This is a genomic window from Variovorax sp. VNK109, from assembly GCF_049445855.1.
GTDB lineage: Bacteria > Pseudomonadota > Gammaproteobacteria > Burkholderiales > Burkholderiaceae_C > JAGOCV01.
Map to the genome: position 1 here is coordinate 444,401 of NZ_JBMSDV010000003.1, position 26,390 is coordinate 470,790.

Genomic DNA, 26,390 nt, shown 5'->3' on the forward strand with positions numbered 1-26,390 from the left:
TGCTTCTCGTGTTGGGGCTCGCCTTCATCGCGGCGGGCACGGTGCATGCACAGACCACGCTGTCGCTGTCGCAAGCACTGCAGGCGGCGCGCACCCACGACCCGCGGTACCAGATCGCCCTGCGTGAATTCGAAGGCAGCCGCGAATACCGCATCGCCGGCAAGGCGGCAACTTCTGCCGAGGCCACCGCATCGGCTTCGGCTTACCGCAATCTGCTGGAGCAACGGGTGGGCGCCGTGTCGCGTGACTCTGCCTACACCAGCAGTTCGCTGGCCCTGCAGGTGCGCCAGCCCCTCTATGCCCCCGAACTGCAGGCCCGCGTGGCCATTGGCGAGGCGCGCTCGCTGCAGGGCGAAGCGCAGTTGGCCGTACGCGACGCGGAGCTCAGCCTGCGCGTGATCGACGCTTACCTGCAGTCGGCCGTGTTACGCGGTCAGCTGGTGTCCGTCGACGCATTGATCCAGGCGCTCGAGCAGCAGTCGCGCGGTGCGGAACGCATGATCCAGCTCGGCGAAGGCACACGCACCGACAGCCTGGAGGCACGCTCGCGCCTCCAGCTGGCACGTGCGCAGCGCATCGAAGCCGAAGAATCGCTGCGCGATGCGCGCCGCCGCCTGGCAACCATGGTGGGCGGCGCGCCTGCACAGCCGGGGCGCCAGGAGCCAGCGGACGCCGCATCGCTGTCGCCTGGCTTCGAGCCGCTCAGGCTCGAGCCCGAACCGCTGTCGGCATGGGAAGCGCTGGCACTTGAAAACAACCCGCAGATCCGCGTGGCACGCCACGCCGCCAGCGTCGCGCGGGCCGAAGCACAGCGCAACGATGCACAGAAGAAGGTGCGGGTGGATGCCATCGGCAGCCTCTCGCGCAATGATTCGGATTCAGTCAACACGCTCAACCAGACCAACACGCAAGCCTCCATCGGCGTGCAGCTCACGGTGCCGATCTTCAACGGCGGCCGGCTCGATTCCGCCGCACGGCTGGCCGTGGCGCAGGCTTCGCAGGCCGAAGCCGAATTGCTGGATGCACAGGAAAGCGCGTTGGCCGACGTGCGGCTCTTCCACAGCCAGGTGGCGAGCACGGCAGGGCGCATCCAGGCCCTGGGTCTTGCACGCGAAGCCGCTGCATTGCAGGTGGATGCCACACGCCAGAGCGTGAAGGGCGGCATCCGCGTCATGCTGGATGTGCTGAATGCGGAAAGCCAGCGTTACGAAGTCGAACGCGATCTGGTGCGCGTGCGTGCCGAGCACCTGCGTGCCTGGGTCAAGCTGCGCAGCACGGCCGGCGTTCTGGCGGATGCGGATGTCGCGCGGCTGGACAAGGCTTTCGAGGACGCGAAGAAATGAAGGTGTTGTTCATCCACCAGAACTTCCCCGGGCAGTTCCGCCATCTGGCCCCTGCGCTTGCGCAGCAGGGGCACGAAGTCGTTGCGCTGGGCGTGAGCGCGCTGAGCCCGGCTATGCCGGGCGTGCGTCATGTTGTCCACGCACCCAAGGGTTACCCGAAGAGCGTGACGCAGGGCGTGGACGACAAGATGAACGAGTACCTGAGCAAGTACGCACGGGGCGAGTCCGCTGCACAGGCCATGCAGAAAATCAGGAGCGAAGGCTTCGAGCCCGACGTGGTGTTTGCGCATCCGGGCTGGGGCGAAGCGATCTTCGCGCGCGAAGTGTTTCCCAAGGCGCGGCATCTCATGTATGCCGAGTACTACTACGGTTCTGACAGCGGCGACGTGGGGTTCGATCCGGAGTTTTCTTCGGCCAATGAAGTCAGCCGCAAGCGTGTGCGTATCAAGAATACCCATCTGCTGCAGGCCATGGAAGCAAGCGACGCCGGCCTGTCGCCGACAAAGTTCCAGCGCGACCAGCACCCCGCATGGTTCCGTGATCGCATCACCGTCGTGCACGACGGCATCGACACGGCACGCTTCAGGCCCGATCCGAAAGCCAGCGTGTCGCTGCGTTCGGCAGGGCTGGTGTTCAGGCCCGGTGACGAGGTCATCACCTTTGTTGCGCGTGAACTCGAACCGTACCGCGGCTATCACGTGTTCATGCGAGCACTGCCCGAACTGCTGGCAGCGCGTCCGTCCGCACACGTCGTCATCGTGGGTGGCGACGGCGTGAGCTACGGCGGTGCACCGCCGGCGGGCACCACCTGGAAGGAAACTTTCTGGAGCAGCGTGGCCGATCGCGTCGACCGCAAGCGGGTGCACTTCGTGGGCCGCATTCCGCACGAGGTACTCACGCAGCTGATGCAGGTGTCGGCCGCGCATGTGTACCTGACCTATCCGTTCGTGCTGTCGTGGTCGCTGATGGAGGCGATGAGCGTCGGCTGCCTGATCATCGGCTCGAAGACCGCGCCGGTGGAAGAGGTGATCCGCGATGGGCACAACGGCATCCTCGTGGATTTTTTCGATCCTTCCGCCCTCGCACGCACCGTGGCCGATACGCTCGAGCGTCGCGAGAGCCTGCAGCACCTGCGCACGAATGCACGCAAGACCATCGTCGACGGCTACGACCTGAAGCAGCACTGCCTGCCGGCGCTGATTCGTTTCGTCACGGGCGAAGCGGCACCTGCAACACCTGCGGTCAAGCCGGCAAAGCCAGCGAAGGCCGCATCGGCCGTCAAGCCAAAATCAGGAAGTCCGAAGAAAGCGTAGCCGGGTGGGTTGACTGCCCGATGATGGCGATGGTGAGGGGGCCTGAGCCACCGGCGCCATCGGCGTCATAGGTGAGTGCGCCGGTGGCCGAGTCGTAGGAGACGGCCGAGCCCAGCGAGGCGAGCGTGGCCGAGGAGCCGACGGAGCCGGAGATGGAGGAGAAGACAGACTTGCTGATGGCGATCTTGTCGATGCCCGAGACGAAGTCGGTGATCACGTCCACACCCGTGGCCGAGTCCAGCACGAAGCGGTCGGCGCCGTCACCGCCGGAGAGCGTGTCGTTGCCCGCGCCGCCCGAGAGCGTGTCGTTGCCGATGCCACCGAAGAGCTGGTCGTTGCCCGCACCGCCCAGGATCGAGTCATTGCCCTCGTTGCCGTAGAGGGTGTCGTTGCCGTTGCCGCCCGAGAGGTTCTCGCCACCCAGATAGCCGGAGATGAAGTCGTCCCCGTCGGTGGCGGCCAGCACCTTCTGCAGCACGCTGGTGGAGGCCCAGCTCGTGCCATCGGCGAAGTTGAACTTCTCGATGAGGCCGGAGCCGGTGGCCGTGGCGCCGGAGCCGGGGGAGGAGAAGTAGTTCTCGATGGTCAGGCTGTCGTGGGCGCTGGCGCCGAAGCGAACGACGAGGTCGTTGCCTGATCGTGCGACCTGCGTGGCCGAGGCGAGGATGCCGGCGCTGAAGGTGACGGCGTCGGCGTCACCTGCGGAGTCGGTGATGACGTCGTGGTTGCTGTTCAGGGCGCTGGTGCCGCTGAGGGCGAAGGCGTAGGTGTCGTTGCCGTTGCCGCCGGCCAGGGCATCGTTGCCGGTGCCGCCCACGAGGATGTCGTTGCCCTCGCCACCGAAGAGGCTGTCGTTGCCGGAGCTGCCGTCCAGGCTGTCGTTGCCGGCGTCGCCGTAGAGGATGTCGTTGCCCTGGCCGCCGATGAGGGTGTCGTTGCCGCCTGCGCCACCGATGGTGTCGTTGCCGGCGCCGCCGTTGATGCTGTCGGCGCTGGCCTCGTAGCCGCGCAGCCAGTCGTCACCCGAGGTGCCCTTGAGCAGCTCGGCCATGATCTGGGCCTGGCTCAAGGTGGAGTTGTCCACGGCGAAGCGGATGAGGTCGATGGCGCCGGCGCTGTTCAGGGCGTCGTTGAGGAAGAAGTCGTTGATGACCATGTGATCGGCCTGCTCGGCGCCGGGGGAGCCGGAGGAGACGGTGATGACCAGGTCGTTGTAGCTGTGCCAGCCGCGGGTGAGGGTGGTCTCGCCGGAGGCGTAGTTGCCAACGGGCGAGCCGATGAGCACGACGTCGCCGGTGGAGAGGGCATCGTTCTGGTCGATGATGTCGTCGCCGTCGCCGATGTTGAAGAGGTAGGTGTCGTTGCCGGCGCCGCCGTCCAGGATGTCGTTGCCCGCGCCGCCCCACAGGGTGTCAAGGCCGTCGCCGCCCTGCAGGTCATCGTCGCCTGCGCCACCTGCCAGCGAGTCGTTGCCGGCTGCGCCGGACAGCGTGTCGCTTGCAGTGCCTCCGCTCAATGTGTCGGCGCCGGGTGAGCCGATCTGCGCCAGCAGCGAGGCCAGCGTGACCGGGCCGGGCGCGGATGTGAACTCGATGTTCTCCACATTGCTGACCGAGATCACCTCGCCTGTTGCCATGCGCGTGAACAGCGTCGTGGTCGTGCTCGGACGGGTGATCGCGTAGTCGGTCAGCACACCGTCGAGTTGCAGCAGGTCGTTGCCCATGCCGCCGTCGATGGTGTCGTTGCCGCCCATGCCGTAGATCGTGTCGTCGCCCGCCAGCGCGGAGATGTTGTTCGCACCGTAGTGGCCGGTGATGGTGTTGTTCGACGCATTGCCGGTGACGTTGACCGCGAAGCTGCCGGTGGAGGTGACCACCGCGTTCTCCACGTTCGCCGTCATCGTGTAGCTGCTGGTGCTGGTGAAGGCCAGCTTGACCGTGTCGATGCCCGAATTGGCCGTGGCCGCTTCGACCACCGAGTCGCTGGCGACATCCAGTTCGTATTCGTCGTCACCGTCGCCGCCGGTCATCACGTCGCTGCCCGCGCCGCCGATCAGCGTGTCATTGCCCGCCCCGCCAACCAGCGCATTCGCGCCTGCACCGCCGATGATCAGATTGTTCAGCTCGTTGCCGGTGACGTTCACGCCGGTCACGTTCGAGGTGATGGTCGCATTCTCGACATTGGCCGTCATCACGTAGGTGCCTGCCGCAGTGAAGGCGACATTCACCTGGTCGGTACCTTCCGCATCGGCTTCCACCACCACATCGGTTGCGATGTCCACGATGTAGAGGTCATCGCCCATGCCGCCGACCAGCGTGTCGCTGCTGCCGCCGCCGTTCAGCGTGTCGTTGCCGCCCTGGCCGGTGATGCTGTCGTTGCCCAGTAGCCCGTCCAGCGATTCCGACGCGCCGGTGCCGACCAGCGTGTCCGCGAAGTTGGAGGCGGTGTTGTTCTGGACCTGATACATCTCCATCAGCACATCGGCGAATTGCACCTGCTCGATGTTGCGCAGGGTGACCGTGCCGTAGCTCGCGCTGGTGAGTACCGTGTCGGTAGCGGTGGTGCGTGTCACGACATAGTCGGCAAAGTTGCCCAGCACACGGACGATGTCCGAATCCGCGCCGCCGTCCAGGATGCTGGTGCCGTTGCCTGCCACCAGCGTGTCATTGCCGGTGCCGCCCTGGATGCTGTCGTTGCCGGTGCCGCCGATCAGGCTGTCGTTGCCCGCGCCGCCGTCCAGCGTGTCATTGCCCACCGAGCCATCCAGCGTGTCATCGCCCAGGCCGCCAGAGAGGATGTCCACACCGGCGTGGCCGAGGATGCTGTTGGCCAGCTCGTTGCCGTTGACGGTGACCTGCACGGTGATGCCTGAGGTCACCACGGCATCCTCCGCGTTAGCCGTCAGCGTGTAGGCGCCGGTCGTCGCGAAGTTGATCACCACGCTGTCGCGTCCCGCGTTGACCGCCTCGGACACGATATCCGTCGGGACGTCGAGCACGTAGACATCGTCGCCTTCGCCGCCGAGCATGCTGTCCACGCCGGCACCGCCGTCCAGTGTGTCGCTACCCGCGTTGCCTAGCAGCGTGTCGTTGCCGGCACCGCCGCTCAGGCTGTCGTTGCCCGTGCCGCCGGTGATGACGTTCAGTCCTGCGTTGCCGGTGCCGGTGAAGTTGCCGCTGCCGGTGTAGGTGAGGTTCTCCACCTCGGTGCCCAGCGTATACGCCGCGAGCGTGGTCTGCACGGTGTCCGTGCCGCCACCCGCGAGTTCGACGACCACGTCGCCCACCGAGTCCACCACGAAGGTGTCGTTGCCCAGGCCGCCGACCAGGCTGTCGTCGCCCGTCCCGCCGTCCAGCGAGTCGTTGCCCGCGTTGCCGATGAGCGTGTCGTTGCCGTCACCGCCGAAGACGGTGTCGTTGCCTGCCAGCGCATCGACCGAGTCGTTGCCCGCACCCAGCGAGATGCCGTCGTCGAAGATGCTGGGGAAGTTGCCCCACACCTGGCCCATGGTGCGCACGCCGTCGGCGAACTGCACCAGTTCCACGTTGCGCAGCGTCACGTCCTGACCCAGTGCCACGCTGACCAGACGCGTGTCGGTCGCGTTCGGGCGCGTGACTGTGTATTGGGCGTAGTTGCCGGTCATGACCAAGCGGTCGTTGTCGGCACCGCCGTCGACGATGTCGATGCCGGTGCCTGCGTCCAGCGTGTCGTCACCCGCGCCGCCCTGCAGGCTGTCGTTGCCCAGACCGCCGGTGAGGCTGTCGTTGCCTGCGCCGCCGTCGATGGTGTCGTTGCCTGCGCCGCCATCGACCGTGTCATTGCCCAGGCCGGCCGAGATGCTGTTGGCCGCGCCGTTGCCGGTGATGGTGTTCGCCAGGTCGTTGCCCGTCACGTTCACGGCAATCGTGTTCGCGGCGGTGACTGTCGCGTTCTCGAGGTTGGCTGCCATCACATAGGCGCCTGCAGTTGTGAATGCCAGCAGGGCGGTGTCGTCGCCCGAGACTGCTGCTTCGACCACGATGTCGCTTCCCACATCGAGCACGTAGGTGTCGTTGCCCAGGCCGCCGGTCATGCTGTCGATGCCCGCACCGCCGTCCAGCGAGTCCGCACCGTCGCCGCCCAGCAGCGTGTCGTTGCCGACGCCGCCGACCAGCGTGTCATCGCCCGTGCTGCCGGTGATCACGTTCGCCAGGCCGTTGCCGGTGCCCACGAAGTCCGCGCTGCCCGTGTACGTGACGTTCTCGACTTCCGTGCCGAGCGTGTAGGTGGTCAGGCTGGTCAGGACGGTGTCGATGCCGCCGCCGACCGCCTCGACGACCACATCGCCGACGGCATCGACGATGTAGGTGTCGTTGCCCAGGCCGCCGACCATGCTGTCGTTGCCAGTGCCACCGTCCAGCGTGTCGTTGCCGGCGTTGCCGACGAGCGTGTCGTTGCCGTCGCCGCCGGTCAGCGAGTCGTTTCCGCCCGCACCCGTGATGCTGTTGTCCAGGCCGTTGCCGGTGCCGGTGAAGGCCAGCGTGCCGGTGTAGGTGAGGTTCTCGAGGTTGCTGCCCAGCGTGTAGGTTGTCAGGTTGGTGTCGACGCGGTCAGTGCCCTCGTCGGCGAGTTCCGTCACCGTAGTGGTCGCGATGTTGACGACGTAGACGTCGTTGCCTTCACCGCCGATCAGCGTGTCGACACCGGCGCTGCTGACCAGCGTGTCGTTGCCCGCGCCGCCCTCCACGCTGTCGTCGCCCACGCCGCCGTCCAGCGAATCGTTGCCGCCGTTGCCGCTCAGCGTGTCATTGCCGATGCCGCCCAGCAGGGTGTTGGCTGCGTCGTTGCCCGCGATGTTGTTGGCCAGGTCGTTGCCGGTCACGCTGACGGCGATGGTGTTCGCCGCCGTGACGGTGGCGTTTTCCACGTTGACCGTGAGCGTGTAGGAGCCTGCCGCGGTGAAAGCCAGCTCGACGCGGTCGGTGCCTGCATTCAGTGCTTCCGTGACCACGTCCGAGGCCGAGTCGATGATGTAGACGTCATTGCCCAAGCCGCCAGCCAGATTGTCCGCGCCCACGCCGCCGTCCAGCGTGTCGTTGCCGTCGCCGCCGACCAGCGTGTCCACACCCGCACCGCCGGAGAGCGAGTCATTGCCCAGCCCGCCCGACAGCGAGTTGGCGCCGGCGTTGCCGGTCAGCACGTTGTCCAGGTCATTGCCGGTGATTCCCACCGTCAGTGCGGTAGATGCGGTGACCGTGCCGTTCTCGACGTTGGCGCCCAGCGTATAGAAGCCGGACGCGATGAGTGCCACGTTGACGAGGTCCGTACCTTCGTTGAGGGCTTCGGTGACCACGTCGGCCAGGTTGTCCACCACGTAGGTGTCGTCGCCCGTCAGGCCGACCATGGTGTCGATGCCGGCCAGGCCGTCGATGGTGTCGTTGCCGACCGTGCCGGTCAGCAGGTCGGCGAACGGGCTGGGGTTGCCCGCCTGCACTTCCGCCAGCGTGAAGGTGCCTTCACTCAGGAACTCGATGGTCTCGATGCCGCGCAGCAGCGTGGTAGTGCCAAGCGTCTTGTGCACCAACAGCGTGTCCGTCGCATTCGGTCGGCTGATGGTGTAGTCGCTCTTGAGACCCGCCATGACCAGCCAGTCACCCTGACTGCCGCTGTCCGCGCCACCGTCCATGGTGTCGTTGCCGGTGCCGGCGTACAGCGTGTCGTTGCCCAATCCGCCGATCAGGCTGTTGTTGCCTGCTTCGCCGCGCAACTGGTCGTTGCCGGCGCCACCGTCAAGGGTGTCGTTGCCGCCACCGCCGAGGATGACGTCGTCACCGCCCGCGCCAGAGATGCTGTTTGCCGCCGCGCCGCCGTAGATCTGGTTACCCAGCTCGTTGCCGATGGCGTTGACCGCGAGGCTCGCGCCCGAGTTGATGAACAGGTTCTCGACGTTGGCCGTCATCGTGTAGGTGCCGGCTGTCGTCAGCACGAGCGACACGGAGTCCGTGCCGGCGTTCAGGCCTTCCACCACGACGTCTGCGGTGGAGTCGATGAAGTAGGTGTCGTCGCCCAGGCCGCCGGCCAGGGTGTTGTTGGCACCTGGTGTCCAGGTGGTCAGGCGGTTGTTCAGTGCGTTGCCGGTGAGGGTCACGCCTGCCGTTGCATTGGTGATCGTGCCATTCTCGACATTCGCGCCCAGAACGTAGTTGCCCGCCGCGGTCAGGCCGACCTCTGCCGTGTCTGTGCCTTCGTCAAACGCCTCGGTGATCACATCACCCACGTTGTCGATGACATACGTGTCGTCCCCTGCCAGGCCGACCAGCGTATCGGCACCGGCCAGGCCGTTGAGCGTATCGTTGCCGCTCGTCCCTGTCAGCACGTCATTGAAGATGCTGGGCTGGTTGTTGTTGACCTGACCAATGGTTTCCAGGACGTCGGAGAACTGCACGTTCTCGATGTTGCGCAGGATGATGTTCTCGCCGGTCACGCCGTTGACCAGCGTGGTATCGGTCAGGGACGTGCGGGAGATGGTATAGCTGGCTTTTGTGCCTAGCACGAATGCCGTATCGACGTCCGCGCCACCGTCCAGCAGGTCGTTTCCGCCCATGCCGCGCAGCGTGTCGTTGCCCGCGCCGCCGTTGAGCGTGCTGTTTCCGGCGTTGCCGGTGATGTCGTTGCCCAGTTCGTTGCCGGTGACCGTCATGGCAATGTTGTTGGCGGAGACGATGACTGCCTTCTCGACGTTGGCCGCAAGCGTATGGCTACCCGCCGCAGTGAAGTTGAGTCTGACGGTGTCGTCGCCCGCACCCACGCCTTCCTGCACGATATCGGTGGCCGCTTCGATGGTATAGGTGTCGTCGCCCAGGCCGCCCGCCAGCGTGTCCACGCCAGCACCGCCGTTGAGCGTGTCGTTGCCGGTGCTGCCGGTGATGGAGTTCGCCAGTGCGTTTCCATTGCCTGTGAAGTCTGCGCTCCCCGCATACGCCAGGTTCTCCACTTCAGCACCCAGCGTGTAGCTGGTGAGCGAGGTGACGATGGTGTCCGTGCCTCCGCCGGCGAGTTCGGTCACTGTGTCGAGTGTCGAATCGACGATGTAGGTGTCGTTGCCTGCACCGCCGATCATCACGTCGTCGCCGATGCCGCCGTCCAGCGTGTCATTTCCGCCACCGCCGATCAGTGTGTCGACGTTGCCGCCGCCGGATAGCGAGTCATTGCCTGCGCCGCCGACGATGCTGTTGGCGCCACTGTTGCCGGTGCCGGTGAAGTTGCCGGTGCCGGTGAAGCTGAGGTTCTCGACAAGATTGGCAAGTGTGTAAGTCGTCAGGGTGGTCTCGACGCGGTCGGTGCCATTGGCCTCGATCACCGTGTCGTCAGCTGAAGAAACGACGTACACGTCGTCGCCATCACCAGCTTCGAGGATGTTGACACCCGCGCCGCCCACCAGTGTGTCGTGGCCGTCGCCGCCCAGCAGGCTGTCGTTGCCATTGCCACCAAGCAGGCTGTCGTTGCCAGCGCCGCCCGCGAGCGTGTCGTCACCATCCAGTCCGGACAGCGTGTCGTTGCCAATACCGCCAGCGATGCTGTTGTTCAACAGGTTGCCGGTGCCGGTGAATGCAACCGCCCCCGTGCCGGTGTACGCGAGGTTCTCGACGTTGGCAGAAAGGGTGAGCGACGTGGTGCTCGTGAGCACGGTGTCGGTGCCCGCATTCAGCGCCTCGGTCACGATGTCGGAGGTGGAGTCGACGATGTAGGTGTCGTTGCCGATGCCGCCAGCCATGGAGTCCGCACCCGCGCCGCCGTCCAGTGTGTCGTTGCCTTCCAGGCCGAGCAGGGTATTGGCAACGGAATTGCCAGTGATGACGTTGTCCAGCGCATTGCCGGTGATGCCAACTCCGGCGGTCGCCAGTGCGGTTCCATCGGCCGCGACGATGGCAGCGTTCTCCACGTTCGCTGCCATGACGTACGTGCCGGCCGCAGCGAATGCAACGCGCACGTTGTCGATGCCTTCGCCCTCGTTTTCGACGATCACATCGTTCGGGGTATCCACCACATAGGTGTCGTCGCCGGTCAGCCCGACCAGGGTGTCGTTGCCGGCCAGGCCGTTGAGCGTGTCGTTGCCGGTGGTGCCGGTCAGGGAGTCGGCGAACGGGCTGGGATTGCCTGCCTGTACATCGGGAACCGAGAATGTGCCGTCGCTGAAGGCGATGTTCTCGATGTTGCGCAGGAGGATACTTTCACCGGTCGTCGTGTTGACGAGCGTGGTGTCGGTCGCGTTGGGCCGCGTGACGATGTAGTCGGCTTTCGCGCCAAGGACCTGCAGAGTGTCGGTGTCTGCGCCGCCGTCGACCGTGTCGCTGCCGGTCAGGCCAGCCGTGCCTGCGCTGATGGTGTCGTTGCCCGCGCCGCCGGCAATGCTGTCGTTGCCGCCGCCACCCTCCAGAAAGTTGGCGCCGGCGCTGCCGGTGATGGTGTCGTTGAACGCCGAGCCGCGGATGTTCTCGATGCCCACCAGCGTGTCGGTGCTGCCGTAGCCGTCCGAGACCGTCACCGTGGCCAGACCCATGTTGACGCTGATGCCGGCGCGTGAGGCCTGGTAGTCGGCGCGGTCGATGCCGCTACGGCCGTCGATGAAGTCGTTGCCTTCCCGGCCTTCGAATGATTCGATCGCCGCCGTGTCGCTGCCGGTGAGCGTGTCGTTGAACGCCGAGCCGCGCACGGCTTCGATGTTGCGCAGCACGTCGGTACCGCCCAGGCCGTCGGCGGCCGTACCGTCCAGCGAGTCGTTGAGCTTCACGTTCACGCCTGCGGTGCTGGACGTGTAGTCCACACGGTCGTAGCCCGCACCGCCGTCGATGGTGTCATTGCCAGCGCCGCCACGGAAGAACTCGTATTCCGCGTCGCTGCCGACGATGGAGTCGGCGAAGTTGGAGCCGTACACGCCCTCGATGCCCACCAGCGTGTCGACCGAGCCGTGACCGTCGTTGTAGGCCCGACCCGCGGCCAGGCTGACGTTGATGCCATTCGCGGCGTTGTCGTAGCGCGCAAAGTCGAAGCCGCCCATGCCATTGATGGAGTCGGCACCCGCACGACCTTCGAAGCTTTCGGTGACGTCGGTGCGGTCCGAGCCGGTGATCGTGTCAGCAAAATTGGACCCGCGCACCTGGTTGATGTTGAGCAGCGTGTCGGTTCCGGTGGCCGTGCCTACGGCATATTCGGAGCCCAGGTTGACCAGCACGCCGGCGCCGGCGTTCTGGTAGCTCACGCGGTTGGCGTTGTCGCCGTTGATCAGGTCGGTGATTGCGCCGCCGTCGATGGTGTCATCGCCGGCACCCCCTTCGAACTGCTCGAAGATCAACGCTGAGCTGCCGGTGATCAAGTCGTTGTAGCTGGAGCCTTGCACGAACGACACATTGCGCAGTACGTCGGTGCCGCCCATGCCATCGCTGGCGGTGCCCTGCCCGGTGTTGCCGATGCCGGTGATGCCCGACAGGTCGATCGTGACGGCACCAGTGGAGTTCGCGTAGTAGACAGTGTTGACGTCCGTGTAGTTGATGCGGTCGGTGACGATGCCGCCGTCGATCGTGTCGTTGCCGGCGCCGCCGACAAGCAGGTCTGCGCCCGCTCCGCCCGACAGCGAGTCGTCCCCTGCGTTACCCGCGAGGGTGTCGTTACCCTCCGCGCCGATGAGCGTGTCGTTTCCGTTGGCGCCGCTGATCGAGTTCGCGCCGGCATTGCCGGTACCGGTAAAGGCGGCGGTGCCGGTGTACAGGAGCTTTTCGACGTTGGCGGTGAGGGCGTAGCTGGACAAGCTGGTCCATACCGAGTCCGTTCCGCCGGTCTGGTCCTGTTCGAACACGCGGTCACCCGCGCTGTCGACGATGTAAATGTCGTCGCCGTCACCGCCGGCCATGGTGTCGTCACCCGCACCGCCGTCCAGCGTGTCATTGCCGCCGCCACCGGCCAGGTTGTCGTTGCCGCTGTTGCCCTGCAGCGAGTTGGCACCGCCGTCACCGACGATGGCGTCGTTGAAAGTCGAGCCGCGCACGTTCTCGATGCCGATGAGCGTGTCCACGCCGCCTTCGCCGTCGAGCCCGATGCCAGTGCCCAGGTTGACGTTCACGGCGCCGCGCGCGCTTTGATAGTCGACGCGGTCCACACCGCCCCCGCCGTTGATCAGGTCGTTGCCGGCGCGGCCTTCGAACGATTCGAATTCGGCGGAACTGCCCATCAGCGTGTCGTTGAAGTCGGAGCCGCGCACGGCTTCGATGTTGCGCAATACGTCGTTGCCACCCAGGCCATCGTTCGCGAAGCCGTCCAGCGCGCCATTCAGCTGGACGTAGGCACCGGACGTGCTGTTCGTGTAGTCCGCGCGGTCGTAGCCCTGGCCGCCGTCGATGGTGTCGTTGCCCGCGCCGCCGCGGAAGAATTCGATCAGGCCGTCGCTCGTGACCACGCCGCCTTGGGCATTGCCGCCGACCAGCGAGTCACCGTAGATGGAGCCGAAGACGCCTTCGATGCCTTCCAGCGTATCGACAGCGCCGGAGCCGTCGTTGTAGGCGCGTTGATCGGCCAGGTTCACATGGACGGCGGACGTCGTGTTGTCGTAGCGCGCGATGTCGATGCCGCCGCCGCCGACGATGGAGTCGGCACCGTTGCGGCCTTCGAAGCTTTCGCTGATGTCGGTGCGGTCGGAACCGATCAGCGTGTCGCCGTAGTTGGAGCCCCGGATCTGGTTGAAGTTGGTCAGCGTGTCGTTGCCGGCCGCGCCGCTGGACAGGCCCGTTGCGAGGTTGACGGTAACCGCACCATTGGCAGACAGATAGCTCACACGGTTGGCGTTGTCACCGTTCACAAGGTCGGTGATGACGCCGCCGTTCAGCGAGTCGTCGCCCAGGCCGCCTTCGATGTTCTCGAAGATCAGCGCTGAACTGCCGGTGATGGTGTCGTTGTTGGCGGAGCCGGTGACGAAGTTGAAGTTGCGCAGCACGTCGGTGCCGCCCATGCCGTCGTTCGCGGTGCCCTGGCCGGTGGTGCCGTCGCCGGTGATGCCGGACAGGTTGACGGTGACACCGCCCGTGCTTGCGGCATAGCTCACGGTGTTGGCGTCCAGATAGCCGAGGCGGTCGGTCACGGCGCCACCGTCCAGTGTGTCGTTGCCCGCGCCGCCGTTGATCAGGTCCAGGCCCTTGCCGCCCAGCAGGATGTTGTGGCCGCTGTCGCCGATGAGTGTGTCGTTGTAGTCGGAGCCGACCACGCCTTCGAACAGCGAGAAGTTGTCGTTGCCTGCCGAGCCCGTGGCGATGCCGCTGGCGAGGTTGACGTTCACGCCGCTGTTGAACGAGCCGGCGTCGGCCGAGCTGTAGTCCAGCATGTTGTCGGTCGCCGTGGTGCCGACCATCGTGTCGTTGAACGCGGTGCCGATGACGTTCTTGAAATTCGCCAGCGTGTCGGTGCCGTCCGCGCCCGAGGCCGAGCCAGCCAGCAGGTCGATGTACATCGCGCCAGACGCGTCACCGTAATACACGGTGTTGTTGCCGAGTCCACCGTTGAGCGAGTCGTTGCCTCCCATGCCGGCAATGGTTTCATTGCCCGCGCCGCCAGTGATGGTGTCGTTGAAGCTGGAGCCGATGACCGCCTTGATGTTGCTCAGCGTGTCGTTGCCTTCGGTCGCGCTGGTGGCCGTACCCGTCGCTAGATTGACGGTGACTGCGCTTGCTGCGTTGGCATAGCTCGCAATGCTCATGCCGCCAGCATTGCCGACCAGTGTGTCGTTGCCGGCACCACCTTCCATCAGCGTCTCGCCCGTGCCGCCCACGATGGAATCGTTGCCGAAGCCGCCGGAAATTTCGCTGTCGCCGTCGCCGCCGGTCAGCGTGTCATTGAAAGCCGAACCACGGATGCTCTCGATGCCCGCCAGCGTGTCGATGCCGCCGTAGCCGTCGGACGCCAGGCCCGTCAGCAGGTTGACGTTCACGCCGCTGCGTGCCGTCTGGTAGTCCACGCGGTCGAAGCCATCGCGGCCGTCGATGGAGTCGTTGCCCGCGCGGCCTTCGAAGGACTCGAGGTCGGCATTGCTGCCGATCAGCGTGTCGTCGTACTCGGAGCCGCGCACGGCCTCGATGTTCAGCAGCGTGTCGTAACCGCCGAGGCCGTCATAGGCAAAGCCGACCTCGCTGCCGCCCAGCTGCACATAGGCGCCGAAGTTGCTCGTGTTGTAGTCGGCGCGGTCGAAGCCGACGCCGCCGTCGATGGTGTCGTCGCCCGCGCCGCCGCGGAAGACTTCGATGAGGTTGCGGTCGCCGATGAAGGCGCCGCCGTTGAGCGTGTCGCCGCCCGTCAGGTAGTCGTTGTATGCCGAGCCGAAGACACCTTCGATGTTGAAGATGGTGTCGGTGCCGCCTAGGCCGTCCGACGCGGTGTGGGTGGACAGGTTGACCACCACGCCGGTGTTCAGGTTGGTCTGGTCGTAGCGGATGACGTCGAAACCGCCCATGCCGTCGATGCTGTCGTTGCCGCCGCGGCCTTCGAAGGATTCGGTGACGTCCGTGCGGTCGCTGCCGATGATGGTGTCGGCGCCGGCAGAGCCGCGTACCTGGTTGATGTTGAGCAGCGTGTCGGTGCCGGTCGTGCCGGTGGCCATGCCGCTGTTGATGCCGTTGGCGCCCAGGTTGATGTTCAGGTTCGCGCTCGTGCCCGCGTTCTGGTAAGTGACACGGTTGCTGTTGTCACCGTTGATCAGGTCGGTGATGGCACCGCCGTCGATGGTGTCGTTGCCGCCGAAGCCTTCGAACTGTTCGAGGATGGCCGTGGTGCTGCCGGTGATGCTGTCGTCGAAGTTCGAGCCCTGCACCACCTGGATGCTGATCAGCGTGTCGGTGCCGCTGTCGGCCGAGGTTGCTGTGCCGGTTGCCAGGCTGACCGTTACGGCTGCGGCGTTGCCCGTGTAGGACGCCGTGTTGAGGTCGTTGAGGTTGATGTCGGTCACCGCGCCGCCGTCGAGCGTATCGTTGCCGGTGCCGCCGATCAGGAAGTCCGAGCCCGCGCCGCCGCGCAGCAAGTCATTGCCGCCGCCGCCGATCAATGTGTCGTTGCCCCCGCCGCCGACCAGCTCGTTGTCGTTGCCGTCGCCGGTCAGCGAGTCGTTGAAGCCGGAGCCGTTCAGGCCTTCGAACCCGATGAAGGTGTCGTTGCCGCCACCACCGGACGAAAGCCCGGTTGCCAGGCTGGCAGTCACTGCGAAATCTGAGGCTTCGTAGGACACGCGGTTGAAATTGGCATTGCCAAAGAACGTGTCGTTGAAGTTCGAGCTCACGACGTTGTCGAAATTGCTGATGGTGTCATTGCCGTCTGCGCCTGTGACGGTGCCGTCGGCCAGGTTAACGGTGACCGCGCCAGTGGCATCACCGTAGAACACGGTGTTCTGTGTACCGGCTGCGTATGTGCCTGCGCCGCCGTTGAGGATGTCGTTGCCGCCTCCACCGCCAATCGTCTCGGCCGCTGTACTGCCGATGATGTTGTCGTCGAAATTCGAGCCGATCACGAACTCGATGCCGCTCAGGGTGTCGGCTCCGGCCGAAGCAGTCGCCGTGCCGTTTTGCAGGTTGACGGTGACCGAACTGGTGGCTGCGAGATAGTAGGCAATGTCGCGCCCGTTGCCGCCGACAATGCTGTTGTTGCCGGCACCACCGATGAGTGTGTCGTCGCCATCCCCGCCAACGAGTGTGTCGTTGCCAGGTCCCCCGATGAGCAAGTCGTTGCCCGTGCCGCCGTCGAGCGAGTCGTTGCCGTCCCCCCCGTCCAGCGTGTCGTTGCCCGCACCGCCGATCAGCGTGTCATTGCCGCCGAGGCCTTGCAATGAATTGTTGGCTGAATTGCCGGTGATGGAATCGTTGAAATCGCGTGAGCCACGCACGTTCTCGATGTTCTTCAGCGTGTCGGTTCCGCCGTAGCCATCCTGTGCGACACCGGTGGCCAGGTTGACGTTCACGGCGCCAGTGGAGTTCTGGTAGTCCACACGGTCGGTGCCGCCCTGGCCGTCGATCGAGTCGTTGCCCTCACGGCCCTCGAACGATTCGAATGGGGCGGTGTTGCTGCCGATCAGCGTGTCGTCATAGGCGGAGCCGCGCACGGCCTCGATGCCAATCAGTGTGTCTACACCGCCAAAGCCGTCGTAACCGATGCCATCCGCGGTGTCGTTGAGCTGCACGAACACACCGCTGGTGCTGCTGTTGTAGTCGGCGCGGTCGTAGCCCTGGCCGCCGTTGATGAGGTCGTTGCCCCGGCCGCCTCTGAAGTTCTCGGACAGACCATCGGACACCGTCACGCCGTTGGCAGCCAGGCCGCCGATCAGCGTGTCGTTCCAGTCGCTGCCGTAGATGCCTTCGATGCCTTCCAGCGTGTCGGTGCCGCCGTCCCCGTCCAGACCGATGCCCGTGACCAGATTGACATTCACGCCGCTCGAGGCGGAGTCATAGCGCGCGATGTCGTAACCGCCGCCGCCGTTGATGTAGTCGTTGCCGGAACGCCCCTCGAACAACTCGGTCAGATCGGAACGGCTTGAGCCGACGATCGAGTCTGCATGCGCGGAGCCACGGACCTGATTGATGTTGACCAGCGTGTCGTTGCCGGTCGCAGTTCCACTCGCGGTGCCACCGACGGCCTTGGTTACTTCGTCGAAGGTGAGGGTGACGTTCACGCCTGCACCGGCGTTCTGGTAGCTCACACGATTGCCGTTCACTGCGTTGAGCGTGTCGGTGATCGTCCCGCCGTTGATGGTGTCGTCTCCCGCGCCGCCCTCGAACTGCTCGAACACCATGGCCGAACTGCCGGTGATGGTGTCGTTGAAGTTTGAGCCCTGCAAGAAGCTGATGTTGATCAGCACGTCACTCCCGCTGTCGGCGGACGTGGCTGTGCCTTGGCCTTGGCCACCATTGCCGGTGATGCCCGACAGATCGATGTTCACCCCGGCCGTTGTGTTGCTGGCGTAGGTGACGAGGTTTCGGTCATCCAGGTTGATGCGGTCAAAGACCTCGCCGCCGTCCAGCGTGTCGTTGCCTTTGCCGCCGATGAGCGTGTCTGCACCATCACCGCCCATCAGCACGTTGTTGCCGGCATCGCCGACCAGCGTGTCGTTGTATTCCGAGCCGATGATGCCCTCGAAGCCGCTGATGGTGTCGTTGCCGCCGCCGCCCGTTGCCAGCCCGGTGGCCAGGTTGACGTTCGCACCCGTGGTGGAGTTGTCGTAGCCCACCCAGTCGAAGATCCCGGTGTTGGTGATGTGGCCCTGCAGGATGTCGCTGAAGCGCGAGCCCGTCACAATCTCGAAATTGCTGATCGTGTCGTTACCGTCCGCACCCGTGACGACGCCGGTCTCCAGGCTGACCTGCACGCTGCCGTTCGCGTTGCCGTAATAGACCTCGTCGAAATTGCTGCCGCCGCCGTCCATGACGTCGTTGCCCAGACCGCCGCCCATGGCGTCTTCGCCCGCGCCGCCGGTCAGTGTGTCGTTGTAGGCCGATCCCAACACTGCTTCGATGCCCGATAGCGTGTCGTTGCCGTCGCCGCCACTCACCACACCGGTGGCGAGGTTCACGTTCACGGCCGCGTTGGCATGCGTGTAGATCGCCACGTCGAAGCCCGCGCCGCCGGTGATGACATCGTTCCCCAGGCCGCCTTCGAAGTCGTTGTCGTCGGCGTTACCAGTGAGGGTGTCGTTGAACGACGAGCCCACTACCGCCTCGATGCTGACCAGCGTGTCCGTGCCTGCGCCGCCAGAAACGACGCCGCTCGCCAGGTTGACGTTCACACCGGCGGTGGCGCCACCATAGCTGGCGGTGTCAAAACCGTCGCCCCCATTGATCAGGTCATTGCCTGCCAGACCGATCAGGGTGTCTTCACCCCCGGAACCCATCAGGGTGTCATTTCCGACCTCGCCAATGAGCATGTCTTTGCCGAAGGTTCCATTGATGGCGGCCATAAGTTCTCTTCCCTCTCGGTGCTTGTGCGGACCCATCGCGGGCCGGCGGAATGCCAGTTGTAAGATTTTGCAACTAGTTCTCACACTATCAGCAGTCGGTGTCGTCAGCATCACACAAATAGGTGAGTCGTTACGAATTAGGTGTAAACCCTAGGACTTTGGTGTGAGTTCGCTTTGACCTCCTGCAATGAAATGCCGCAAAATAGAACGACCGTTCGTTTTATTTTTCGAGCATGTCCGCCACCCCCGTTTCTGACCGTCCTGACAAAGCCACGCGTTCGCGCCGTACGTCGGCCAGCGACACGGGCCGTGCCATGCAGAAAGGCCAGCAGACCAAGGCTGCCATCGTCGATGCCGCTTTGGGGCTGGCCACGCAGATCGGCTTGGAAGGCCTGTCCATCGGCGCGCTGGCCGAGGTGACGAACATGAGCAAGTCGGGCGTGTTCGCCCACTTCGGCTCGCGCGAGGAATTGCAGATTTCCGTCATCCGCGAATACCACACGCGCTTCGAGGCGGAGGTGTTCTTCCCCGCCATGCAGGCGCCGCGCGGCCTGCCGCGACTGCGCGCGCTGTTCGCCAACTGGATGAAGCGCACCTCGGTCGAGATCGACTCGGGCTGCCTCTATATCAGTGGCGCCGTGGAGTTCGACGACCGCACCGGCCCCGTGCGCGATGCGCTGGCGAGTTCGGTGCAGACCTGGCTGGCCGCCATGCGCCGTGCCGTGGTGCAGGCCAAGGCCGAGGGCCATCTGGTGGCCACGCTGGACGAAGACCAGCTGCTCTTCGAAATCCACAGCCTCATCCTCGGCCTGCATTACGAGGCGCGCTTCCTCAAGACGCCGGGCTCCATCGAGCGCGGCGTGCGCGGCTTCGACAACATCATCCATCCCTATATCAAGGAGTAAGACATGCCTACCTACAACCCGCCGCTGCGTGACATGCAGTTCCTGCTGCACGAAGTCTTCAAGGTCGAAGACGAGTTCAAGGCCATGCCCGTGCATGCCGAGACCGACGCGGACACCATGAACGCAGTGCTGGAAGAGGCGGGCAAGTTCGCCGCCGAAGTGACCTTTCCGCTGAACATCAGCGGTGACACCGAAGGCTGTGTGCTGGACAAGACCACGCATGAAGTGAAGCCGCCCAAGGGCTTCAAGGAGGCGTATGCCAAGTATGTCGAAGGCGGCTGGCCGGCGCTGTCGTGCCTGCCCGAGTTCGGCGGCCAGGGCCTGCCTTATGTGATGAACCAGTGCGTGTACGAGATGCTCAACAGCGCCAACCAGGCGTGGACGATGTACCCGGGCCTGTCGCACGGCGCATACGAGGCGCTGGTGGCGCACGGTACCGACGAGCAGAAGAAGACCTACCTGCCCAAGCTGGTGAGCGGCGAGTGGACCGGCACCATGTGCCTGACCGAACCGCACTGCGGCACCGACCTCGGCATGCTGCGCACCAGGGCCGAGCCGCAGGCCGACGGCACCTACAAGATCACCGGCAACAAGATCTTCATCTCGGCCGGCGAGCACGACATGACCGAGAACATCATCCACCTGGTGCTCGCGCGACTGCCGGATGCGCCCAAGGGCAGCAAGGGCATCAGCCTGTTCGTGGTGCCCAAGTTCAATCTCAAGGCCGACGGCAGCATCGGCACACGCAACCCGATCTATTGCACGGGCCTCGAGCACAAGATGGGCATCCACGGCAACGCCACCGCGCAGATCGCGCTGGACGGCGCGGTGGGTACGCTGGTGGGCCAGCCCAACAAGGGCCTCGCCGCCATGTTCGTGATGATGAACGCCGCGCGCCTGGGCGTGGGCAACCAGTCGCTGGGCCTGACCGAAGTGGCCTACCAGAACGCGCTGGCCTACGCCAAGGACCGCCTGCAAAGCCGTTCGCTCTCGGGTCCCAAGGCCAAGGACAAGGAAGCCGACCCGATCATCGTGCACCCCGACGTGCGCAAGATGCTGCTCACCGCCAAGGCGTATGCCGAAGGCGGCCGCGCGCTGCAGATCTTCTGCACGCTGCTGCTGGACAAGGCGCACAACCACCCCGACGAGAAGGTGAAGAAGGACAGCGACGAGCTGGTTGCGCTGCTCACCCCCATCGTGAAGGCCTTCATCACCGACAACGGCCACATCGCCACCAACGCCTGCATGCAGGTCTTCGGCGGCCACGGCTTCATCAAGGAATGGGGCATGGAGCAGTACGTGCGCGACAACCGCATCAACATGATCTACGAAGGCACGAACACCGTGCAGTCGCTGGACCTGCTGGGCCGCAAGATCCTGGGCAACAACGGTGCGACGCTCAAGAAGTTCGGCAAGCTGATCGCCGGGCTGGTGGAAGAAGAGGGCGTCAACGAGAAGATGGCCGAGTTCATCAACCCGCTGGGCTACCTTGGCGAGCAGATGACCAAGTTCACCACCGAGATCGGTTTCAAGGGTTACCAGAATCCGGACGAAGTGGGCGCCGCTGCGGTGGACTACCTGCGTGTGGCAGGACACCTGGTGTTCGCGTACCTGTTCGCACGCATGGCACAGGTCGCGCTGCGTGAGATCGCCGCCGGCAACACCGACCCGTTCTACAGGGCCAAACTGCAGACCGCGCGTTTCTACTTCGCCAAGTTGTTCCCCGAAACCTCGACGCTGATGCGCACCGCGCGCGCGGGTAGCAAGGTGCTGATGGACACCGACGCAGCACTGGCATGACATACGACCACCCCCGAAGCGCCTTCGGCGCCTCCCCCTCGAGGGGGCGCAATCTGCGGCCCGGCAGAGCCGGTTCCGCGATTGCCCTGGCCCTGATGATGTTCGCGGGGCATGCGTTCGCGCAGATGTCGCCTGTCGGCACCTGGCGCAGCGTGGATGACAAGACCGGCGAGTTCAAGGCCGAGATCCGTATCTTCGAATCCGGCGGCGCGCTGAACGGCCGCATCGAGAAACTGCTGCGCACCCATGTCAAGCAGGACCAGACCTGCGACGAATGCACCGACGACCGCAAGGGCCAGCGCGTGGTGGGGATGGAGATCATCCGCGGGGCGAAGAAGGCCGAGGGCAAGGACGTGTGGGAGAACGGCAAGATCCTCGACCCCGAGAACGGCAAGGAATACGCACTTCGCATGACGCCCGTCGACAACGGCAGCAAGCTCGAGGTGCGCGGCTCCATCCTCTTCATCGGCCGCACGCAGACCTGGGTGCGCGTGCAGTAAACCAACATACCAAACAGGAAGTTTCCATGTCCCGATTCCAAGTCAAGAAAGTCGCGGTGCTGGGCGCCGGCGTGATGGGGGCGCAGATCGCGGCGCACCTCGTCAATGTCAAGGTGCCGGTCATCCTTTTCGATCTGGCGGCCAAGGATGGCCCGAAGAACGGCATCGTCACCAAGGCGGTGGAAAACCTGAAGAAGCTCAAGCCGTCGCCGCTCGGTGTGGCAGACGACGCGGTGCTCATCCAGCAAGCCAACTACGAGGAGAATATGGATCTCCTCAAGGACTGCGACCTGATCATCGAAGCCATTGCCGAACGCATGGACTGGAAGCTCGACCTGTACAAGAAGATCGCGCCCTTCGTTGCGAAGCACGCCATCGTCGCGTCGAACACCTCGGGCCTGTCCATCACGAAGCTGAGTGAAGCGCTGCCCGAGGAAATCAAGCCGCGCTTCTGCGGCATCCACTTCTTCAACCCGCCGCGCTACATGTACCTGGTGGAGCTGATCAAGACACCGACGACCGAGCCGCACATCCTCGACGACCTGGAGACCTTCGTCACCAGCGGTCTGGGCAAGGGCGTCGTTCGCGCCAAGGACACGCCCAACTTCATCGCCAACCGCGTCGGCATCGCCGGCATGCTGGCGACGATGAAGGAAGTCGAGAACTTCGGACTGACCTACGACGTGGTCGACGACCTGACGGGCAAGAAGCTCGGCCGTGCATCGAGCGGCACCTTCCGCACCGCCGACGTGGTGGGCCTGGACACGATGGCGCACGTCATCAAGACGCTGCAGGACAACCTCGACGAGAAGAGCGATCCGTTCTATTCGAGCTTTGCCACGCCGCCGGTGCTGAAGGCACTGCTGGAACTGGGCAACCTCGGCCAGAAGACCAAGGCGGGTTTCTACAAGAAGGTCGGGCGCGACATCCTGCGCTTCGAACTCGACAGCAAGGACTATGTGCCCGGCGGCGAGAAGAGCGACGAGGTCTATGCCCGCATGCTGAAGAAGCCCGCTGCCGAGCGCCTCAAGCTGCTGCGCAACGCCGAAGGTGCGCAAGGCCAGTTCCTCTGGGCGATCCTGCGCAACAGCTTCCATTACGCCGCCGTGCATCTGGCCGACATCGCCGAAACCGCGCGTGACGTGGACTTCGCGATGCGCTGGGGCTTCGGCATGAAGCAGGGCCCGTTCGAGCTCTGGCAGGAAGCCGGCTGGCTCGAAGTCGCGAAGATGATCCAGGAAGACATCGACGCGGGCAAGGCGTTGTCGAAAGCGCCGCTGCCCGACTGGGTGTTCAAGGGCCCGGTGGCCGAGGCCGGCGGCGTGCACACGCCCGAAGGCTCTTTCAATCCGACGACGAAGAAATTCGAGGCGAAGCGCGTGCTGCCCGTGTACAGCCGCCAGCTGTTCCCCGAGAGCGTGCTGGGCAGCCAGGCGCAGGGCTTCGAGACCGCCGGCAAGACGCTGCACGAGAACGGCAGCATCCGCCTGTGGACGCTCGACGATGAAGTGCTCATCGCCAGCATCAAGTCCAAGATGCACGCCATCAGCCCCGAAGTGGCCGAAGGCCTGATGCAGGCGGCCGATCTGGCCGAGAGCGACTACAAGGGCCTGGTGATCTGGTCGGGTGACGAGCCCTTCAGTGTGGGTGCGGACCTTCAGGCGATCCTGCCCGCGTTCATCGCCGTGGGCGTGACGGCCGTCGAAGACGCCGAACAGTTCCTGCAGCAGACCATGCTGCGCCTGCGCTACGCGTCGGTGCCGGTGATCTCCGCGATCCGGGGCATGGCGCTGGGCGGCGGCTGCGAACTCGCGATCCATTCACACCGTCGCGTCGCAGCGATGGAAAGCTACATCGGTCTGGTGGAAGTCGGCGTGGGCCTCGTGCCCGGTGCCGGCGGTCTGACCTACATCGCACGCCGCGCCGCCGAGAACGCGCAGTACTCGACCGACAAGGACCTGCTCAAGTTCGTGACCGAAGGCTTCACCGCCGCGGCCATGGCCAAGGTGGGCACCAGCGCCATCGAGAGCCGCAAGCTCGGCTATCTGCTGGACAGCGACATCATCGTGCCGAACAAGGACGAACTGCTCTACGTGGCGCTCGCCGAAGCGAAGGCCATGGCCGACGCCGGCTGGCGTGCACCGCTGCCGCGCCAGTTCCCCGTGGCCGGCCGCAGCGGCAAGGCCACCATCCAGGGCCAGCTGGTGAACATGCGCGACGGTGGCTTCATCAGCCAGCACGACTTCCACATTGCCAGCCTGATCGCCGGCGTCGTCACCGGCGGCGACGTCGATGCCGGCACGATGGTGAACGAGGAATACCTGATGACGCTGGAACGCAAGGCGTTCTGCGCGCTCGTCACGCATCCGAAAACGCAAGAGCGGATTTTGGGCATGCTCTCGACCGGCAAACCCGTTCGCAACTGATCAGGCGCAAGGAGTAATCGACATGACCAAGCAAATCCAGGACGCCTACATCGTCGCCGCGACGCGCTCGCCCATCGGCCGTTCGCACAAGGGCTATTTCCGCAACATGCGGCCCGACGATCTGCTGGCCGCCACGCTGCGCGCTGCGCTGGCGCAGGTGCCGTCGCTCGACCCGGCTTCCATCGACGACGTGATCAGTGGCTGCGCGATTCCCGAAGGCGCGCAGGGTCTCAACGTGGCGCGCATCGGTGCGGTGCTGGCTGGGCTGCCGAAGAGTGTGGGCGGCATCACCGTCAACCGCTTCTGCGCATCGGGGCTGTCGGCCGTGCAGATGGCGGCGGACCGCATTCGCGTCGGCGAGTCCGACGTGATGATCGCCGCCGGCACCGAGAGCATGAGCATGGTGCCGATGATGGGCAACTCACCCTCGCTGTCGCCCACGATCTTCCGCGACACCGAGAACATCGACGACTACGGCATCGCCTACGGCATGGGCCTTACCGCCGAGAAGGTGGCGCAGCAGTGGAAGGTGAGCCGCGAGGCGCAGGACGAGTTCGCGTACCAGTCGCACATGAAGGCGATGGCGGCCATCAAGGCCGGTGAGTTCGCAAACGAAATCACACCGATCGAAGTGACCGACCGCAGTGCCAACCTCGAGACCGGCGAGCCGATCGCGAAGTCGCGCACGGTGGACATCGACGAAGGCGTGCGCGCCGACACCACGCCCGAGGGCCTCGCCAAGCTGCGCACCGTGTTCGCTGCGCGGGGTTCGGTGACGGCAGGCAATAGCTCGCAGACGTCGGACGGTGCAGGCGCGCTCATCCTCGCCAGCGAGGCGGCCATCAAGCGCTACAACCTCAAGCCGCTCGCACGCTTCGTGAGCTACGCATCGCGTGGCGTGCCGCCGCACCTCATGGGCATCGGCCCGATCGAGGCGATCCCGGCGGCGCTGCGCTATGCAGGCCTCAAACACCAGGACATCGACTGGATCGAGTTGAACGAAGCCTTTGCTGCGCAGTCGCTGGCCGTCATCAACACGCTCGGCCTCGACGCGTCGAAGGTCAACCCGATGGGCGGCGCGATTGCACTCGGCCACCCGCTGGGTGCCACGGGCGCCATCCGTTCGGCCACCGTGGTGCATGCGCTGCAGCGCAAGAAGCTGAAGTACGGCATGGTCACCATGTGCGTGGGCATGGGGCAGGGTGCAGCAGGCATTTTCGAACGCGTCTGAACCAACCCGGGAGGTTCGCATGGAGAAGTTGCAGATCCGCGCGGATGGCGACACGACGCTCGCCATGCGCCTCTACCGTCCGGCCGATTCGGCCGCGCCGCGCGCCGGCATCGTCATCGGCGGTGCGATGGGGGTGCGCCAGGGCTTCTACGAAACCTTCGCAAAGTGGCTCGCGGCGCAGGGCTTCCTCGTTGCGACCTTCGACTACCGGGGCACGGGCGACTCGCTGCCGGATGGCCAGTCGATGCGCGACGTGCGGGCCGATCTGTTCGACTGGGCGCATGACTACGAAGCGGTGATCGGCGCAACGCATGCGCAGTTGAACGGCGCGCCGCTCTACCTGTTCGGCCACAGCCTCGGCGCGCAGCTGCCAGGCCTGCTGCGCGATCCCAAGCGCGTGTCGGGCCTCATCAGCATCGCGGCGGGCAGCGGCTACTGGCGAGACAACGCGCCGCAACTGAGGCGTTCGATCCTCTACTTCTGGTACGTGCTGGTGCCCATCGCCACGCGCCTCTTCGGTTATTTCCCCGGCCGCAAGCTGCGCAAGGTGGGCGACCTGCCCAGCGGCGTGATGCTGCAGTGGCGCAAGTGGTGCCTCGACCCGTTGTACAGCGTGGGCGCAGAAGGAGAGCCGGTGCGCGCGAGCTACGGCGCGGTGCGCTTCCCGGTGCTGGCGCTGTCCATCACCGACGACGAGCTCATGACCTTGCGCGGCACGCAGACGCTGGTCGGCCTGTACGCGAACGCGCCGCGTGAAGTGCAGCGCATCGCGCCGGCCGACGTGCAGGCGCGGCGCATCGGGCACTTCGGGTTCTTCCGTGAGCAGTTCTCAGGCAGCCTGTGGCCGCGCGCGGTCGAATCGCTCGGCCAATTGGCGGGCATGGTCGCGCAACGGACTGCGTGATCCGGGTGCGTCCCTC

Annotated in this window: 9 protein-coding genes; 8 read left to right on the forward strand and 1 reads right to left on the reverse strand. The window is 65.2% G+C overall.

The window, feature by feature from the left end; translation table 11 throughout:
* The first annotated feature begins 8 nt into the window (after nucleotides 1-8).
* Together ACO2Q9_RS13255 and ACO2Q9_RS13260 are read left to right on the forward strand one after the other, a co-directional pair.
* Nucleotides 9-1,343: a TolC family protein gene (locus tag ACO2Q9_RS13255; protein WP_423312482.1), complete on the forward strand. Its 1,335-nt coding sequence runs from the start codon at nucleotides 9-11 to the stop codon at nucleotides 1,341-1,343.
* Nucleotides 1,340-2,656, forward strand: coding sequence for a glycosyltransferase family 4 protein (locus tag ACO2Q9_RS13260; protein WP_423312097.1), 1,317 nt, complete (start codon nucleotides 1,340-1,342; stop codon nucleotides 2,654-2,656). Before ACO2Q9_RS13255 ends, ACO2Q9_RS13260 begins: the two co-directional genes overlap by 4 nt.
* Here the strand turns inward: ACO2Q9_RS13260 and ACO2Q9_RS13265 are convergent.
* A complete protein-coding gene (locus ACO2Q9_RS13265; RefSeq protein WP_423312099.1) occupies nucleotides 2,622-18,608 on the reverse strand; it encodes a calcium-binding protein in 15,987 nt (5,328 codons plus the stop codon). The genes ACO2Q9_RS13260 and ACO2Q9_RS13265 overlap by 35 nt on opposite strands.
* A 233-nt stretch (nucleotides 18,609-18,841) precedes the next feature.
* Between ACO2Q9_RS13265 and ACO2Q9_RS13270 the strand changes: the two genes are divergently transcribed.
* The 6 genes from ACO2Q9_RS13270 (at nucleotide 18,842) to ACO2Q9_RS13295 (ending at nucleotide 26,374) form a co-directional block, all read left to right on the forward strand.
* Nucleotides 18,842-19,513, forward strand: a complete 672-nt coding sequence (locus ACO2Q9_RS13270; protein ID WP_423312102.1) for a TetR/AcrR family transcriptional regulator — start codon at nucleotides 18,842-18,844, stop codon at nucleotides 19,511-19,513.
* Nucleotides 19,514-19,516: 3 nt separating this feature from the next.
* Nucleotides 19,517-21,313, forward strand: coding sequence for an acyl-CoA dehydrogenase C-terminal domain-containing protein (locus ACO2Q9_RS13275; RefSeq protein ID WP_423312106.1), 1,797 nt, complete (start codon nucleotides 19,517-19,519; stop codon nucleotides 21,311-21,313).
* Between the two features lie 95 nt (nucleotides 21,314-21,408).
* Complete coding sequence (locus tag ACO2Q9_RS13280; protein WP_423312110.1) at nucleotides 21,409-21,813, forward strand: DUF2147 domain-containing protein; 405 nt, start codon at nucleotides 21,409-21,411, stop codon at nucleotides 21,811-21,813.
* A 26-nt stretch (nucleotides 21,814-21,839) separates the two neighbouring features.
* Nucleotides 21,840-24,239: a 3-hydroxyacyl-CoA dehydrogenase NAD-binding domain-containing protein gene (locus ACO2Q9_RS13285; RefSeq protein ID WP_423312114.1), complete on the forward strand. Its 2,400-nt coding sequence runs from the start codon at nucleotides 21,840-21,842 to the stop codon at nucleotides 24,237-24,239.
* Between the two features lie 22 nt (nucleotides 24,240-24,261).
* Complete coding sequence (locus tag ACO2Q9_RS13290; RefSeq protein WP_423312118.1) at nucleotides 24,262-25,470, forward strand: acetyl-CoA C-acyltransferase; 1,209 nt, start codon at nucleotides 24,262-24,264, stop codon at nucleotides 25,468-25,470.
* Nucleotides 25,471-25,489: 19 nt separating this feature from the next.
* The gene (locus tag ACO2Q9_RS13295) at nucleotides 25,490-26,374 is read left to right on the forward strand and encodes an alpha/beta fold hydrolase (protein WP_423312121.1); all 885 of its coding nucleotides are present in this window, start codon (nucleotides 25,490-25,492) and stop codon (nucleotides 26,372-26,374) included.
* The last annotated feature ends 16 nt before the right edge of the window (nucleotides 26,375-26,390 follow it).

What these genes read in the sequence shown, in the direction of transcription:
- ACO2Q9_RS13260 (WP_423312097.1), top strand. Translation starts at nt 1,340, where the DNA reads ATGAAGGTGTTGTTCATCCACCAGAACTTCCCCGGGCAGTTCCGCCAT.
- ACO2Q9_RS13265 (WP_423312099.1), bottom strand. Translation starts at nt 18,608, where the DNA reads ATGGCCGCCATCAATGGAACCTTCGGCAAAGACATGCTCATTGGCGAG.
- ACO2Q9_RS13270 (WP_423312102.1), top strand. Translation starts at nt 18,842, where the DNA reads ATGTCCGCCACCCCCGTTTCTGACCGTCCTGACAAAGCCACGCGTTCG.
- ACO2Q9_RS13275 (WP_423312106.1), top strand. Translation starts at nt 19,517, where the DNA reads ATGCCTACCTACAACCCGCCGCTGCGTGACATGCAGTTCCTGCTGCAC.
- ACO2Q9_RS13280 (WP_423312110.1), top strand. Translation starts at nt 21,409, where the DNA reads ATGATGTTCGCGGGGCATGCGTTCGCGCAGATGTCGCCTGTCGGCACC.
- ACO2Q9_RS13285 (WP_423312114.1), top strand. Translation starts at nt 21,840, where the DNA reads ATGTCCCGATTCCAAGTCAAGAAAGTCGCGGTGCTGGGCGCCGGCGTG.
- ACO2Q9_RS13290 (WP_423312118.1), top strand. Translation starts at nt 24,262, where the DNA reads ATGACCAAGCAAATCCAGGACGCCTACATCGTCGCCGCGACGCGCTCG.
- ACO2Q9_RS13295 (WP_423312121.1), top strand. Translation starts at nt 25,490, where the DNA reads ATGGAGAAGTTGCAGATCCGCGCGGATGGCGACACGACGCTCGCCATG.